This window comes from Streptomyces sp. NPDC054847, assembly GCF_053610925.1.
Genome location: NZ_JBSGZJ010000140.1, coordinates 1 through 15,465, shown reverse-complemented (window position 1 = coordinate 15,465; position 15,465 = coordinate 1). Strand labels below are relative to the sequence as shown.

Below are 15,465 nucleotides of genomic sequence, written 5' to 3'. Positions count from 1 at the left end.
GCTCAGGGCGAGCCCCAGAAGCAACACCGCGTACGCGCCCAGCACAGCGGTCCCGGCCCACCACGGAAGCGGGAAGTACCCGGTGGAGGGCGCGTAGTGGGCGACGACCTGCGGATGTTCCATGAGGGTCTGCCGGACGGCGAAGCCGGCGGCCGGAGTGACCCGCAGCAGCCACTGCGACAGGCCGTCGGCCAGCAACGGGAAGGAGGTCACGACGTACGGGACCGCGATCGCCAGAACGGCGACGAGGATCGCGGGCCGGGCGCGCCTCAGCAGGGCGCCGAGCGCGAGCGCGAGCACCGCGGCGAGGGCGAGCACGGCGGCCGTACCGACGGCCACCCGCACACCGGTGAATGCGGACACCCCGACGACGGAGATCCCGTTCCCCTTCAGGACCGCCGTGCCGGCCGGTATCACGACGCCCACGGCGAGAAGACCGGTCACGAACGTGACGGCTCCGACGACGACCGCCTTCGCCGCGAGCACCCGGCGGGTGACCGGAGCGCCGCCCGCGGCCTCGCGGCGGTACGCGGAGGTGATGAACCGCACCGCGACCACGAGCACGATGAGCAGCCCTGCCCCCAGGCCGCCGAGCACACTCTCCACCGGGCGTGCGCCGCCCTCCGTACCTGACGGCCCGATGTCCCCGATGCCGGTGACGGTGATCGTGCCGCCCTCCACCACGGCCCCGGACGCCTTGTGGTACTTCTCCCAGTCGGTCCGGTTCATCTCGCCGACCGCCTGGCCCCGCCAATCCCCGCCGGAGACGGCGCCCTTGAGGCCGACGTTGTCGAAGACACCGCCCGCCTGCGTGAAGCGCACCTGTTCCGTGGCGCCGCCCAGGCCGACACGACGCAGCGTCAGGTCGCCGGGCGAGGTGGCGAACAGCCCGACCTGGACGGTGCCGGACAGCCCGGACAGCTTCGCCGTGCCGACCTTCGTCCACCGCTCGCCGTCGGTGGACTCGTGGCCCGTGACGGTCTCGCCCGACCGCGTCAGCCGCAGCCAGCGCGGCGCCCCGGCCGAGACCCCGCCGCCGCTGCCGGCGATGTCGTGGCGGTAGTCGTACTGCATCCGCACGCCGTGGCTGCCGGTGAGCATGAGCGCCGCGTAGGTGGACCCCTGGCGGACACCGTCCTTGATGATGATCCCGGCCTTGGCCCACGGCACCAGGCCCGGGACGATCCGGTCATGGTCCGGCGGTGGATAGGTGATGGTGCCCGTCATGGACGTCATCCGGACCGTGATGCTGCCGTTCTCGCCCAGATCACGATGCAGGAAGTAGAACTGGTTGCTGACGAGGGAGCCGTCCGGTCCGGTCGGTTCTGCCGGGCACGGGCCGTCGCATGACGCGCGGTTGCCGAACGCGTGGAGCAGACCGAGGGCGACGACGACCAGAGCCGCGAGCGCCATCGCGATCAGCCGGCCCGGGCGTCGGAATCCGGTCCATTCCCGCCGTAGAAGTTCGTTGGTCGTAAGCATGGTCCGGTTCTACGGATCCGGCCGTGACACCGTCCGAACCGCCTCTGTCACATCACTGTTAGGTGCGGCGGGGCATCCTTGGTCCGGCCGGACGAGCGGGGAGAGGACCATGGGCAAGCTGCGGAGCGGGACCGTCGTACGGCGCTTCACGATCTTGTACGCGGCGGGGTTCCTCGGGTCCGGAACCGTGCTGCTCGCCCTGACCTATCTGATGTCCGGCAGCCGCCTGACCACCGCCGCTCCCGAGCAGCCCCCGGCCGGCCCGGCCGGTCCCGCTGCCGCCGAGCGGCGGATCCGGGACCTGGAGGCACAACTCTCGGACATGCAGGGGCAGCAGGACCACCAGCTGCTGGCCGGCTCGCTCATCGCGCTGGTGGTGATGGTGGGCGTCTCGCTCCTGCTCGGCCGGGTCCTCGCCGGGCGGGTCCTGCGGCCGCTCCGGTTGATCACCGCGGCGACACGGCGGATCTCCGCGGAGAACCTGCATCAGCGGCTCGCCGTGGCCGGCCCCGCCGACGAGGTCAAGGAGCTGGCCGACACGGTCGACGGTCTGCTGGAACGCCTCGAAGCCTCGTTCGCCGCGCAGCGCAGGTTCGTCGGCAACGCCTCGCACGAACTGCGTACACCGCTGGCGACGATGCGGGCGTCGCTGGACGTGGCCGTCGCCAAACCGGAGCCCGCGGCGCAGACCGTCGCACTCGCCGGCCGGTTGCGCACCGAACTCGACCGGGTGGACCACCTCCTGGACGGCTTCCTGGTCCTTGCCCGGGCGCAGCACGGCACCCTCGTCGATCGGACCCCCGTGTCCCTCGGCGGGATGGTGCGGGAGGCACTGACCGCCCGGGCCGCCGACATCACCGCGAAGACGCTGACCGTCGACGACGAGGTGAGGCCGGACACCTGGACGCGGGGCAGTGCGGCGCTGCTGTCCCGGATGGTGGCGAACATGGTCGACAACGCGATCGTGCACAACCAGGATCGCGGCTGGATCCGGATCTCCACCGAGCACGACGACACCGAGGCCCGCCTCGTCGTCACGACCGGCGGCCCCGTCCTCGACCAGGGGCGGGTGGACCGGCTGACGCAGCCGTTCGAGCGGCTCGGCGCCGACCGCACGGGACCGGAGGGGAGTTCGGGGCTGGGGCTGTCGATCGTCGCGGCGATCGTCACGGCGCACGGCGGCCGCCTCACCCTCCTGGCCCGGCCGGAAGGCGGCCTGAGCGTGACGGCGGCGCTGCCGTCGGCGGCCGGCCCGGAGGTGACACGGTGAGGGTTCTGGTCGTGGAGGACGCGCGGTCGCTGGCCGAAGTCGTCGCCGAGGGTCTGCGCGATCAGGGGATGGCCGTCGACGTCGCGCACGACGGTCTGGCGGCAGCCGCCAAGCTCGACCTGAACGCGTACGACGTGGTGGTCCTCGACCGCGACCTGCCCGGCATCCACGGCGACACGCTCTGCCAGATGATCACCGAGCGGAACGACCGCGCGATGGTGCTGATGCTGACCGCGGCCGGGGCGCCCGGCGACCGGGTCAGCGGTCTCACCCTCGGCGCCGACGACTACCTCGGCAAGCCGTTCCACTTCCCGGAGTTGGTCCTCCGCATCCGTTCCCTGGCCCGCCGCCGGCCGGCGGCCCACGCCCGCACGCTGCGCGCCGCCGGCCTCGAACTCGACCCGGTACGCCGGACCGCCGTCCGCGACGGCCGCCCGCTGGAGCTGTCCGTCAAGGAGTTCGCCGTCCTGGAGGCGCTGCTCCGCGCCGTTCCGGGCTTCCTGAGCGCCGAGGACCTCCTGGAACAGGTGTGGGACGAGAACGCCGACCCGTTCACGAACACGGTGACCGTCACCGTCGGCCGGTTGCGCCGCAAGCTGGGCGGCCCACAGGTCGTCCTGACGACGCCCGGAGTGGGCTATCGCATCGCCGACGCTCCGCAGGACCCCCCGGCTGTCAGTGGTGGGCCGTAGCGTTCAGTGCAGTGGGAGCAGGCGGTGCACGGACCGCCGGTTCGGTCCTGGGGAGGGTCTGCCATGTCTGCAACGACGTACCTGGAGCTGTCACAGGACGGCGGAGGCGCGCACAAGTTCTACGAGGTCACCGTGGAGGGGACGGTCGTCTCGGTGCGGTACGGCCGGATCGGCGCCGCCGGCCAGCTCCAGACCTCCACCTTCCCCACCGGCGAGAAGGCACAGGCCGCCGCGGCGAAGAAGATCGGCGAGAAGGTCCGCAAGGGCTACGCGCCTGCAGTCCAAGGGCAGCGCACGGCACGCCCGGTGACCCGCCGTCAGGTCACGTCGGCGCCGTCCACGGCCCGTTCGACCGCACCGGTGCTCTGGCGGTTCCGCACGGGCTCGGCGGCGTTCGGCATCCACATCGACGAGGACCGCTGCTGGGTGGGCAACCAGGCGGGTGACGTCCACACCCTCAGCCACACCGGCGAGGTACTCGCCCGCTACTCGCTGCCGGACGGCGTCAAGTGCCTGGTGGCGGACGACTTCTGGATCTACGCCGGCTGCGACGACGGCAAGGTGTACGACCTGTCGTCGAAGCTGCCCTTCGCCGCCTACGACATCGCCGCGGACGTCGACATCTTCTGGCTCGACATCCGGGAGGGCGTCCTGAACGTCTCCGCCGCCGACGGAGGGCTGACCGTCATCGACCACGAGGACGAGTACCAGTGGTCGCGCCGGTCCGCCGGCGATCAGGCGTGGATGGTCCGCGCGGACGAGCACGCCGTCTACCACGGCCACCGCCGCGGAGTCACGGCGTACGCACCCGACGGAGGCCGGGAGCTGTGGCACACGCCGACGCAGGGCGGCGTGCTCTTCGGCTGGCAGGAGGACGCCTCCGTGTACGCCGGCACCGCCAGGAACGTGGTGCAGAAGATCGGCAAGCACACCGGCGCCGTCGAGGCGACCTATCGATGCGACACCGCCGTCTACTCGTGCGCGTCCTCGCCCGACGGGCGCCACGTCTTCGCCGGTGACTCCTCGTCGTCCGTGTACTGCTTCGACGCCGACGGCACCCGCCTGTGGAAGCTGGGAACCGGCGGCGGTTCCGCGCTGTCGATGCAGTACCGGGACGAGAAGCTCTACATGGTCACCACCGACGGCTCCCTGGTGTGCATGGACGCCGGCGAGAGTGCCGTCGGCGCCGCCCAGCGCGGCACGGTGCCCGTCGCGCGGGACGTGAAGTCCGCGGCCGCGCTCCCCACTTACACGCCTCCGGCGTCGCTGTCGGCGGTGGCGACGATCTCCGAGCCGCCGAGCACGGGCGTCGTGGTCGAGTGCGTGCGCACCGGCGGCAAGCTCCGCGTCCACGTCGTCTCGAACGGCTTCGAGCCCTCGTGGAACGTGCAGTTCCCGCGCGACATACGTGAGGCCGGCGCGCGGTACGTGGTGGACGCGCTGCATCCCGCGCAGGGCGGCTTCTACCGGGTGCGGGGTGAGATCCGCCGCCTCGTCTGAGGCACCGCTGCCGCCGTCACCGTCGGCGCCGTCATCCTCGGCCGAGCACGTCCTCCAGCTCCTGGAGAAGCCGGCGCTTGGGGCGCGCGCCGACCATCGACTTCACGGGCTCACCCCCGTCGAAGACCATCAGCGTCGGCATCGACAGCACCCCGTAGCGGACCACCGTCTCCGGATTGGTGTCGGCGTCGATCTGCAGCACCTTCAGCCGCCCGGCCTCCTCGCGGGCGACCGCGCTCAGCACGGGCGCGAGCTGACGGCACGGACCGCACCAGTCCGCGGTGAACTTCAAGAGAACCGGACGGTCCGCGCCGAGCACCTCTGTGTCGAAATCCGTGTCCGTCACCGCGGCCACGCCCTCTGCCTGGATCATTCGTCAGCCTCCGAATTCGCATTGTGGGTCCGGGCCCTCGGGCAACTGCGCCTCTGCCCGCAGCAACTGCTCACCGACCTGAGCCCGCACCGACCGCAGTTGCCCGATCAGCGTGTCCAGTTCGGCGAGCTTGGCCCGGTAGACGGCGAGCGAGGCGGGGCAGGAGTCGCCGGCCGGATGGCCGGCGCGCAGGCACTCGACGAACGGCCTCGTCTCCTCGAGGCCGAACCCGAAGTCCTGAAGGGTCCGGATCTGCCGGACCAGCCGCAGGTCGCCCTCGTCGTACGTGCGGTAGCCGTTCACCGCGCGCCGTGCGGGCAGCAGCCCGCGGGACTCGTAGTAGCGCAGGGTCCGGGTAGTGGTGCCGGCCCGCTCCGCAAGCTCGCCGATTCGCATGTCGGAGACCGTAATCCTTGACGCCGACGTCAAGGCAACGCCTGTCCTACGACGGGGGCCGGAACCCGCTCGTACGACGCCCGATGGAAACAGAAAGCGGCGTGTGCCGGACCCAAGGGGGGAAGAGGTCCGGCACACGCCTGGAAGGAAGGTCCGAGAGTCAGACCTTCACAGGCTCACGCTCGTCGTCCCGCGGGGCCGGGACCTCGGAGGGACCGCTGTCGCCGTGCGGCGCGTGGTCGTCGACGAGGGTCTTCTCGTCGAAGGGGACCTTGCCGGCCAGCACCTGGGCGGCCCGCTCCTTGTCGATCTCCTTCGTCCACGTGCCGACCAGGACCGTCGCCACCGCGTTGCCCGCGAAGTTCGTCAGGGCACGCGCCTCGCTCATGAAGCGGTCGATGCCGACGATCAGGCCGACACCGTCGACCAGCTCGGGCCGGTGCGACTGCAGGCCGCCGGCCAGGGTCGCGAGACCCGCTCCGGTGACACCCGCCGCGCCCTTCGAAGCGATGATCATGAAGATCAGCAGGGAGATCTGCTCGGAGGCGCTCAGCGGCGCGCCCGTCGCGTTGGCGATGAACAGCGACGCCATCGTCAGGTAGATCGCGGTGCCGTCGAGGTTGAAGGAGTAGCCGGTCGGGACGGTGATGCCGACCACCGGCTTGCTCACGCCCATGTGCTCCATCTTCGCGATGAGACGCGGCAGCGCGGACTCGGACGAGGAGGTGGAGAGGATCAGCAGGAACTCGCGGCCCAGGTACTTCAGCAGCGAGAAGAGGTTCACCCCGGCGATCAGGCGGAGCAGCAGGCCCAGCACCACGAAGACGAACACGGCGCAGGTGACGTAGAAGCCGATCATGATGACGGCGAGCGACTTCAGGGCGTCCAGACCGGTCTCGCCGACGACCGCGGCGATGGCGCCGAAGGCGCCGACGGGCGCGGCCCACATGATCATGGCGAGGATGCGGAAGACCAGGCGCTGGATGTGTCCGATGCCGCGCAGCACCGGCTCGCCGGCCGACCCCATGGCCTGCAGCGCGAAGCCCGCCAGCAGCGCGACGAGCAACGTCTGCAGCACCTCGCCCTCGGTGAAGGCGGAGACCAGCGTGGTGGGGATGATGCCCAGGAGGAAGTCGGCGGTGCTCTCGCTTGCTCCGGAGGCCTGCTTGGCGCCGGCCTCACGGGCGGCGTCGGTGAGGTGCAGGCCGGCCCCCGGGTCGAGCAGGTTGCCGACGAGCAGACCGATGGCGAGGGCGACGGTCGACATGACGAGGAAGTAGCCGAGTGCCAGACCGCCGACGGCGCCGACCTTGGCGGCCTTGCGGACCGACCCGATGCCCAGCACGATCGTGCAGAAGATCACCGGCGAGATCATCATCTTGATGAGGTTCACGAACCCGGTGCCGATGGGCTTGAGTTCGACGGCGACCCCGGGGGCGGCGAAACCGACGATGATGCCGAGCACCACCGCGCCGATGACTGCCAGATACAGATAATGGGTACGGTCCCGCTTGCCTGCGGCTGTAGTGGCCACGGGGTGCCTCCTCGTTCGAATGTTCGTCCACGTCCCGATGGATCTCAGCGACTATCCATCAGGCTGTGACACCGGTCACCCTTGCGTTCGTTTCGTTCACACAAATCCGGCCAGGCAGACTGGCGGCATGCGCATCCCCCGTCCCCGCAGCCTGGCGACCCAGCTCTTCGCGATGCAGGTCGTGCTGGTCGCCGCGATCGTGGCCGGCTGCGCGCTCTTCGCCTACCTCACCGACCGGTCGCAGGCGGAGGAGAGCGCGCGCCTGCAGTCCCGGGCCACCGCGGCCGCCGCCGCGCGCTCTCCCTCGGTCTCGGAGGCCGTACGGTCGAAGGACCCGTCGGCGTTCCTCCAGCCGTACGCGGAGGGCCTGCGCAAGGACGCCGGCATGGACTTCGTCGTGATCATGGATCCCCAGGGACGGCGCTGGACGCATCCCGAGCCGGACCGGATCGGACGTACGTATCTCGGCCACATCGAGCCGGCGCTGGACGGTCGGGTCTACAGCGAGCAGTACGTCGGGACGCTCGGGCTGTCGGTGCGCACGGTGGCGCCGGTGTACGACGGCGGGCGGGTCGTCGCCATCGTCAGCGCGGGCATCACCGTCGAGGAGATCACCGAGCAGGTGCGTGACCAGGTCACGGCGCTGCTCGCCATGGCAGGTGCGGCGCTGGTGCTCGGCGGGGCCGGCACGTATGTCATCAACGCCCGGCTGCGGCGGCACACCCACGGGATGAACGCGGCGGAGCTCGGCCGCATGCACGACTACCACGAGGCCGCGCTGCACGCCGTGCGCGAAGGTCTCGTCATGCTCGACGGCGGCCGGCGGATCGCGCTCGCCAACGACGGGGCGCGTGAGCTGCTCGGGCTCGGCGAGGACGCCGTGGGCCGCCATGTCGCGGACCTGGGACTTCCGCGGCCGCTCACCGGAGCGCTGCTGGCCTCCGAGCCGCGCGTGGACGAGCTCCATCTCTCCGCGGACCGGGTCGTCGTCGTCAACAGCCGGCCCGTAGTGGGCGGGGAGCAGCGCGGCACCGTCGTCACCCTGCGCGACCACACCGAGCTCCAGGCCCTCTCCGGTGAACTGGACTCCGAGCGGGGCTTCACCCAGGCCCTGCGGTCCCAGGCCCACGAGGCCGCCAACCGGCTCCACACGGTCGTGTCACTGATCGAACTCGGCCGGGCGGACGAGGCGATCGTCTTCGCCACGGCCGAACTGGAACTGGCCCAGGCCCTCACCGACCGCGTCGTCGACGCGGTCGGCGAACCCGTGCTGGCGGCCCTGCTGCTCGGCAAGGCGGCGCAGGCCAACGAGCGCGGCGTGGAACTGGTCCTCGCGGAGGACAGCCGCATCGACGACGGCGTCATCCCGCGCTCGCTCCCCTCCCGCGACCTGGTGACGATCCTGGGCAACCTGATCGACAACGCCGTCGACGCGGCGTCGGAGACGGGCACGGAATCCCGTCCCGTCGCCGCCGGACCGGCGGCGGCCCCGCCCTTGGCTCCCGCGCCCCGTTCGCCCGAAGCACCGTACGAAGCGCCGGACGAGCAGCTGGACTGGGCGCCTGACGAGGCCCTGCACGCGCCCCCGGCCACCGCCCCGGCCGTAACGGCCACGACGTCGGCCGCACCGGCCGTGCCCGACCCGCCCTCCCCCGCCGGCACCGCGACCGTGCCGGCACCGGCGCCGTCGGTGCCGGCCTCCCGTACGGCGGACGAGCCGCCCGCCCACGGCGCGGACACACACGGCGAGGACGCGCATGGCCCGCACGCACCTGGCACGCCGCCCCGCCCCAGGACCGCGCCGCCCGAAGACAGCGTTCCCGAACGCAGCGTCCCCGAACGCAGCGTCCCCGACGGCAGCGTCTCCCTCGACAGCGCGGACGCGCCGCCGCACCGCGCCGTACGTGCGCGGGTCACCGTGACCGCCCGGGTCGAGGGCGGTGAGCTGCTGCTGCGCGTCGGTGACACCGGCGCCGGTGTCGACCCGGACGACGCCGCCGAGGTGTTCCGGCGCGGCTGGTCCACCCACGGCGCGGGCCGCGGCCTCGGTCTCGCGCTCGTGCAGCAGGCGGTGCACCGCGGCCGTGGCACCATCGTGCTGGCCCAGGGCCCGGACGGCGGCGCGGAGTTCACCGTGCGGCTGCCGCTGCATCCCGCGGAGGTGCCGGCGTGACGATCAGAGTTCTCGTGGTCGAGGACGACCCCGTCGCCGCCGACGCGCACGCCCTCTACGTGGGACGCGTCGCCGGGTTCAAGGTTGCCGGAATCGCCCATTCACGAGCCGAGGCCGTGCGCGCCCTGGAACGCACCGACGTGGACCTGCTGCTGCTCGACCTGTACCTGCCCGACGGGCACGGGCTGGCGCTCGTACGGTCGCTGCGCGCGGCCGGCCACTCCGCCGATGTCATCGCCGTCACCTCCGCACGCGATCTGGCGATCGTCCGCGAGGGTGTGTCGCTCGGGGTCGTGCAGTACGTCCTCAAGCCGTTCACGTTCGCCACCCTCCGCGACCGGCTCACCCGTTACGCGGAGTTCCGTGCCTCCGCCGGCGAGGCGAGCGGCCAGGACGAGGTGGACCGGGCGCTCGCGACCCTGCGCACGCCCCGTGTCACCACGTCCCTCCCCAAGGGCCTCAGCGGTCCCACCCTGGAGGCGGTCACGCGCACCCTGCGCGAGTCGGCGGAAGGGCTCACCGCCACGGAGGCGGCCGCGGCCGTCGGCATCTCGCGGATCACCGCACGCCGCTATCTGGAGCACCTGGTCACCGCCGGCCGGGCCGACCGCGCCCCCCAGTACGGGCAGATCGGCCGCCCCGAGCTCCAGTACCGCTGGATCAGCACCGTCCGCTGAGCCGTCAAGTCGCTTGTCCTGCACGGGGATTGCTTTTGTCAACTGACCGGTCATACGGTCACCGGGCAGCAGCCCACGCGCCCCGCAGCTCGCTCGCGGCAGCAAGCGCACCGCAGTCCTGCCCGGCGCCCCCGGCTCCGAGGAGGTCGTGCCCGTGCGCCCCACCGCCCCACTGGCCCTCACCATCGCTGTCACCGCCCTCGCGGCGACCCTCACCGCCTGCGGCAGCGGGTCCGGCGGCGACCCGGACACCGTGGAGGTCGTCTACAACCGTTCCACGGACAACAAGATCCGCTTCAAGGACGCCTATCTGGAGGCGGCGAAGCGGCAGTTCGAGAAGGAGAATCCGGGCAAGAAGGTCAAGCTCGTCCCGATCCAGGCCCCGGACAACGACTACGCCACCAAGGCCCAGCAGATGATGCGTTCCCCGAAGACCGCGCCGGACCTGGTCTACGAGGACACCTTCCGCATCAACTCCGACATCAAGGCCGGGTACTTGAAGCCGCTCGACGACCGGCTCGCCGGCTGGGACCAGTGGGACCGGTTCGTCGACACCGCGAAGAGCGCCGCGAAGGCCGAGGACGGTAAGACGTACGGCGTTCCGGACGGCACGGACACCCGGGGCCTGTGGTTCAACAAGGAGATCTTCGCGAAGGCGGGCCTCCCGGCCGACTGGCAGCCGAAGAACTGGGCGGAGATCCTCGACGCCGCCCGCACCGTCAAGGAGAAGGTCCCCGGCGTCGTCCCGCTCAACGTCTACACCGGCAAGGGCCCCGGCGAGGCGGCCGTCATGCAGGGCTTCGAGATGCTGCTGTACGGCACGGGCGAGGACCCGCTCTACGATCCCTCCGCCAAGAAGTGGGTGACCGGAGGGCAGGGCTTCAAGGACGCCCTCGACTTCGTCGGCACGGTCTACAAGGAGAAGCTCGGGCCGGACGTCTCCGACGCGCTCGACCCCAATGTGGGCACCCGCGTCGCCACCGAATGGTTCCCGGAGGGGAAGCTCGCGATCTCGCTCGACGGCTCGTGGATGGGCCAGAACTGGATCAACAAGGGCCCCAAGGAGTGGCCCGAGTGGAGCGAGAAGCTCGGCCAGGCTCCGATGCCCACCCAGCACGGCCAGGCGCCGGGCAAGGTGTCGATGTCGGGCGGCTGGGCCTGGTCGATCCCGGCGAAGGCCGCGAACCCCGACCTCGCCTTCGAGTTCGTGAAGACGCTGCAGACCAGGGAGAACGCGACGAAGTGGTGCGTCGTCGGCGCGCAGATCGCCGTGCGCGAGGATGTGGCGGCCGATCCGCGTTACTTGAGGTCCATGCCGGGCATCGAGTTCTTCACCGGCCTCGTCCAGTACACGCACTACCGGCCGGCGCTGCCCGTGTATCCGCAGGTCTCGACGGCGATCGGCGAGGCGATGGAGCAGGTGACCACCGGGGACGCCTCCGCGGCGGAAGCGGCGAAGGCGTACGACGAACAACTGAAGACCATCACCGACGGCGCCGTCGTCGCCAAGTGAGCGACTGGTGAGCGCCTCCCGAACGGGATGGTGGCGGTGGGTACCGCTCGCCCCCGCCACCATCCTGCTGCTGCTGTTCCTCGCCGGCCCGATCGGCTACTGCGTCTGGATCGCCTTCACCGACACCCAGCTGACGGGCCAGGCAGGGTCCGAGTTCGTCGGATGGGACAACTTCCGCCGTGCCTTCGCCGACGACGACTTCCGCAACGCCGTCGGGCTGACCCTCGTCTTCACCTTCGTGTCCGCGATCGTCGGCCAGAACACGCTGGGCCTGGCCCTCGCCGGTCTGATGCGTGCCGCGTCCCGTCCCGTGCGTACCCTCACGGGAACCCTGGTGATCACCGCGTGGGTGCTGCCGGAGATCGTGGCGGCGTTCCTGCTCTACACCTTCTTCCGGCGCGAGGGCACGCTGAACGCGATCCTCGACTGGCTGCATCTGCCGGCGCAGAACTGGCTGTTCACCCTGCCGATCCTGGCCGTGTCGTTCGCCAATGTGTGGCGCGGCACCGCCTTCTCGATGCTCATCTACTCCGCGGCGCTGTCGGAGATCCCGCGGGAGGTGACGGAGGCCGCCGAGGTCGACGGGGCGTCCGGCCCGCGCCGCGTCCTGTACATCACCCTGCCGATGATCCGGCGCTCCATCGGCACGAACCTGATGCTGAACACCCTCTCGACCCTCTCGGTCTTCGGCCTGATCTGGGCGATGACCCGCGGCGGACCGGGCAACCGCAGCCAGACCCTGCCGGTGTTCATGTACGACCAGGCGTTCCTCAAGTCCTTGATCGGCTACGGCACGGCGGTGGCGCTGCTGCTGTTGCTGGTGGGTTCGCTGTTCTCGGTCGTCTACCTGCGGCTGATGAAGGTGGAGCTGTGATGCGCCGCGCGACCCGGGCGCGCCTCGCGGCCGACACGGCGCTGCTGATGACCGCCGCGGCGTTCGCGGTGCCACTGCTGTGGCTGGTCCTCGCCTCCGTGGACGCCGAGGCGGACCTGCGGCTGCGGGTCCCCTCGTCGGTCACGGCCGGCAACTTCGACGCGGTGCTCACCGACGAGATCACGTACACGCCGATGCTCAACAGTCTGCTGCTGTGCGGGGGCGCGACGGTGGTCTCCGTGGTGTGCGCGGCACTGGCCGCCTATCCGCTCTCGCGGCACCGGTCGCGCTGGGGCCGCTCGTACCTTCTGACCATCCTGTTCACGACCTGTCTGCCGATCACCGCGATCATGGTCCCGGTGTACGGCCTGTTCGTGCAGGTCGACCTGATCGACACGATGTACGGCACGGCGCTGTTCCTGGCGACCGCGCAACTGCCCTTCGCCGTCTGGCTGATGAAGAACTTCATGGACGGCGTCCCGGTGGTGCTGGAGGAGGCCGCGTGGACGGACGGGGCGTCGAACCTGCAGACACTGACGCGGGTGGTGCTGCCCCTCATGGGCCCCGGCGTGGCGGTGGTGACGATCTACACGTTCATCATGCTCTGGGGGAACTTCTTCGTCCCTTTCATGCTGCTCCTGAGTCCCGAGCAACTGCCCGCGTCCGTCTCGATCTTCACGTTCTTCGGCAACTACGGCTCGGTCGTCTACGGACAGCTCGCGGCGTTCTCGATGCTCTACTCGGCACCGGTGCTGGTGCTGTACATCCTGATCTCCCGCAGGCTGGGCGGCGGCTTCGCCCTGGGCGGGGCGGTGAAGGGGTGACGGACAGGCCCGTATCGCCACGGCCGGCCCGCCCGGCGGCGCGGTACGCTCCCGGCGCCACGAAACTGCCCGGTAACCGCGGTGACCCACTCCCCACCGGCCCGGCCATGGCCGTCCCGACGGTACGGGCGCGTGATCAGGTCGGAGCTTTCGACAAGCTGTGGCTTTGGGTGTACGCACCGTAGTCAGCGGGCGACCGCCACCCCTAGGTTGTGCGCGTGCAGCACAACCCCTCCCCTCCGTTCAACGCCCCCGCCGCGCGCCGACTGCGCGAGGCCCTGGGGATGGCGCCGGGTCATGTGGCGTACGGGCTGCGGGCCCAGTACGGAATGCCGGTCACCCCCGAGACCGTGACCGCGTGGGAACGAGGGCTCGCCGTCCCCGACACCCGGGAGCTGACCGCCCTGGCCGGCGTGCTGTGGTGCTCGCCGGGAGAGCTTCTCTCCACCGCGACGAGCCTGCGCGAGCACCGGATCGCCCGCGGTCTCGCGCCCGACGAGCTGGCTCGGCGCCTCGGCATGGACGCCTCCGCCTATCTGCGGATGGAGGAGTCGGGCAGATGGCGGGGCAACGAGCGGCAGACCGCGGCCCTGGCGGGAGCGCTCGGCCTGGCGCCCCGTGAACTGCTCGCCGCGACCGGCCGCGACAAGGAGCTCGCCGAGCTGCTGCGGGACGCGGTGACCTCGCGCTGGCAGGCTTACGTGCGCCCGGTGGGCAAGATGCTTCCGCTGGAACGCGGCCATCTCCAGGACGTCCTCCAGCAACTGCACGCCGACTACCAGTCCCGGATGGTGGCCACCCTCAGCTGGGGCGCGGCCTCCGACGACACCGGCGAGCCGGGCCGTGAGTACCTCGACCGGATCGTGGACCACTTCTGGGAGCTGGCGCGCGGCCCCGGGCACTAGGAGCGCGCGGGCCTCGGGCTTCAAGAGCCCGCGGGCCTCGGGCTTCGGGAGCTTCCGGGCCTCGGGTCGAACGAGAACAGCTGGCCCGTGCCGTCGTCCGTGCAGCCGAGCTGACGGATGTCGGCGCCCTTCTTCCCACTGTCCGCCGCCTCCACCCCGACACACAGGCCGCTGTGGACGGGCCGCAGCCGGTAGCCGCGTACGGGCTTGCCCACCGGTTCCAAGCGGAAGGCCTCCGCCGGGCCGCGCTTGCCGCACTCCTGGTCCTCCACCGGGGCGCCCGCCTCTGTGGACTTCTCCTGGACGCCGGTGCAGCCCCAGCCGAAGGTGGTGTGGAACGTCTCGAGCCGCCAGTCGGTCCCGATCCGTTTCAGGGAGAACCTGGGGATGGAGTCCGGCGAGCACGGCTGCTGGTAGAGCTGGCCGTTCTGCCCGCCGTGCTCCGCGAGACAGAGCCCGGAGTCCACGGCCCGTATCTGTACCGGTCCGGGAGCCGGCCCGCTTACAGCGGGCGGCTCGTCGTCCGCCTCCGTGCCGCCTCCGAAGTGCAGCGCGGCCGCGGTGACAGCGGCGGCGATCACGACGGCCGCCACCACCGCCGACAGCAGCCGGAGCCGCCGCCGGGCGCCGGTCGGCGCAGGTTCCGGCCCGTTCGGCCGCGGGGCCGTGCCGGGTGGGAGTGACACCCCGTCCGCCGTGGCGGGCGCCGGCTCGTCCCCGGAACGCGGTTCGCGTCCGGACTCCGTGAAGGCCGGCGCCTGTCCGCCCTGGCCGGCGTCCGTCGCCTCCGACACCGCGATCCCCGGCCGTTCGCGGCGGGTCAGCTCCTTGCGCAGCCGCAGCCACGCGTCGAGTTCACCCGGGCCCGCCCCGCAGGCCCGCACGAACGCGGCGACGAGTTCCTCGCGCGGCAGCGTGGTGCGGCCGAGCATGTTGGCGACGGTGGAACGCGGCAGCACGTCCCCGACCGCCTCCGCACGGGACGTCAACTCCCGGTAGGTCAGGCCCGAACGGTCCTTGAGCGCCTGCATGGCAGCAACGAACTCGGCCGGGTCCCGTACCCGATCCGGATCCGGGGCACCGCTCCCGGCGAAGTCCATCCGCTGCTCCCCCTCTGCCGCCCACCTGCTGGGACAAGGTGGGACACGTCCCGGACAGGGAACAGCCTTGCGAGCGGCGGCGGGTAACTCAAGAGTGGTCTTCGCCAACCACCGGCGGGGGGGAACGCCGAACGGCCTTGATCGCCACGGGG

At 71.3% G+C, this 15,465-nt stretch carries 14 protein-coding genes; 9 read left to right on the top strand and 5 right to left on the bottom strand.

The window, feature by feature from the left end:
- A partial coding sequence (locus ACWGH4_RS16555) for a hypothetical protein (RefSeq protein WP_453460990.1) occupies positions 1-1,482 on the bottom strand: 1,482 nt, incomplete at its 3' end.
- A 109-nt stretch (positions 1,483-1,591) separates the two neighbouring features.
- Between ACWGH4_RS16555 and ACWGH4_RS16550 the strand changes: the two genes are divergently transcribed.
- The 3 genes from ACWGH4_RS16550 to ACWGH4_RS16540 all read left to right on the top strand — a co-directional run bounded on the left by ACWGH4_RS16550 (position 1,592) and on the right by ACWGH4_RS16540 (position 4,944).
- Positions 1,592-2,752 carry a sensor histidine kinase gene (locus ACWGH4_RS16550; protein WP_453460988.1) on the top strand — a complete coding sequence of 387 codons (1,161 nt, stop codon included), beginning with the start codon at positions 1,592-1,594 and terminating at the stop codon, positions 2,750-2,752.
- A complete protein-coding gene (locus tag ACWGH4_RS16545) occupies positions 2,749-3,444 on the top strand; it encodes a response regulator transcription factor (RefSeq protein ID WP_453460985.1) in 696 nt (231 codons plus the stop codon). Before ACWGH4_RS16550 ends, ACWGH4_RS16545 begins: the two co-directional genes overlap by 4 nt.
- Positions 3,445-3,507: 63 nt before the next feature.
- On the top strand, positions 3,508-4,944 hold the full coding sequence (locus ACWGH4_RS16540) for a WGR domain-containing protein (RefSeq protein WP_453460982.1): 1,437 nt from the start codon (positions 3,508-3,510) through the stop codon (positions 4,942-4,944).
- Between the two features lie 31 nt (positions 4,945-4,975).
- Here ACWGH4_RS16540 and trxA read toward each other — a convergent pair whose 3' ends face one another.
- The 3 genes from trxA to ACWGH4_RS16525 all read right to left on the bottom strand — a co-directional run bounded on the left by trxA (position 4,976) and on the right by ACWGH4_RS16525 (position 7,247).
- The gene (trxA, locus tag ACWGH4_RS16535; protein ID WP_453460979.1) at positions 4,976-5,317 is read right to left on the bottom strand and encodes a thioredoxin; all 342 of its coding nucleotides are present in this window, start codon (positions 5,315-5,317) and stop codon (positions 4,976-4,978) included.
- A gap of 3 nt (positions 5,318-5,320) precedes the next feature.
- Positions 5,321-5,713: a MerR family transcriptional regulator gene (locus tag ACWGH4_RS16530; RefSeq protein WP_441266101.1), complete on the bottom strand. Its 393-nt coding sequence runs from the start codon at positions 5,711-5,713 to the stop codon at positions 5,321-5,323.
- Positions 5,714-5,873: 160 nt separating this feature from the next.
- Positions 5,874-7,247: a cation:dicarboxylate symporter family transporter gene (locus tag ACWGH4_RS16525; protein ID WP_453460976.1), complete on the bottom strand. Its 1,374-nt coding sequence runs from the start codon at positions 7,245-7,247 to the stop codon at positions 5,874-5,876.
- Between the two features lie 127 nt (positions 7,248-7,374).
- On the opposite strand from ACWGH4_RS16525, the gene ACWGH4_RS16520 reads away from it, so the two are divergent.
- The 6 genes from ACWGH4_RS16520 (at position 7,375) to ACWGH4_RS16495 (ending at position 14,213) form a co-directional block, all read left to right on the top strand.
- A complete protein-coding gene (locus ACWGH4_RS16520; protein WP_453460973.1) occupies positions 7,375-9,420 on the top strand; it encodes a sensor histidine kinase in 2,046 nt (681 codons plus the stop codon).
- Entirely contained in the window at positions 9,417-10,097 is a 681-nt protein-coding gene (locus ACWGH4_RS16515) for a response regulator (protein ID WP_159686990.1), read from the top strand. The genes ACWGH4_RS16520 and ACWGH4_RS16515 overlap by 4 nt, the downstream gene beginning before the upstream one ends.
- A 154-nt stretch (positions 10,098-10,251) precedes the next feature.
- The gene (locus tag ACWGH4_RS16510) at positions 10,252-11,610 is read left to right on the top strand and encodes an ABC transporter substrate-binding protein (protein WP_453460971.1); all 1,359 of its coding nucleotides are present in this window, start codon (positions 10,252-10,254) and stop codon (positions 11,608-11,610) included.
- Between the two features lie 7 nt (positions 11,611-11,617).
- The gene (locus tag ACWGH4_RS16505; protein WP_453460968.1) at positions 11,618-12,484 is read left to right on the top strand and encodes a carbohydrate ABC transporter permease; all 867 of its coding nucleotides are present in this window, start codon (positions 11,618-11,620) and stop codon (positions 12,482-12,484) included.
- Positions 12,484-13,308, top strand: a complete 825-nt coding sequence (locus ACWGH4_RS16500; RefSeq protein ID WP_453460966.1) for a carbohydrate ABC transporter permease — start codon at positions 12,484-12,486, stop codon at positions 13,306-13,308. Before ACWGH4_RS16505 ends, ACWGH4_RS16500 begins: the two co-directional genes overlap by 1 nt.
- A gap of 284 nt (positions 13,309-13,592) precedes the next feature.
- Entirely contained in the window at positions 13,593-14,213 is a 621-nt protein-coding gene (locus tag ACWGH4_RS16495; RefSeq protein ID WP_453460992.1) for a helix-turn-helix domain-containing protein, read from the top strand.
- Between the two features lie 20 nt (positions 14,214-14,233).
- Here ACWGH4_RS16495 and ACWGH4_RS16490 read toward each other — a convergent pair whose 3' ends face one another.
- Positions 14,234-15,313 carry a helix-turn-helix domain-containing protein gene (locus ACWGH4_RS16490; RefSeq protein ID WP_453460963.1) on the bottom strand — a complete coding sequence of 360 codons (1,080 nt, stop codon included), beginning with the start codon at positions 15,311-15,313 and terminating at the stop codon, positions 14,234-14,236.
- Positions 15,314-15,465 lie beyond the last annotated feature (152 nt).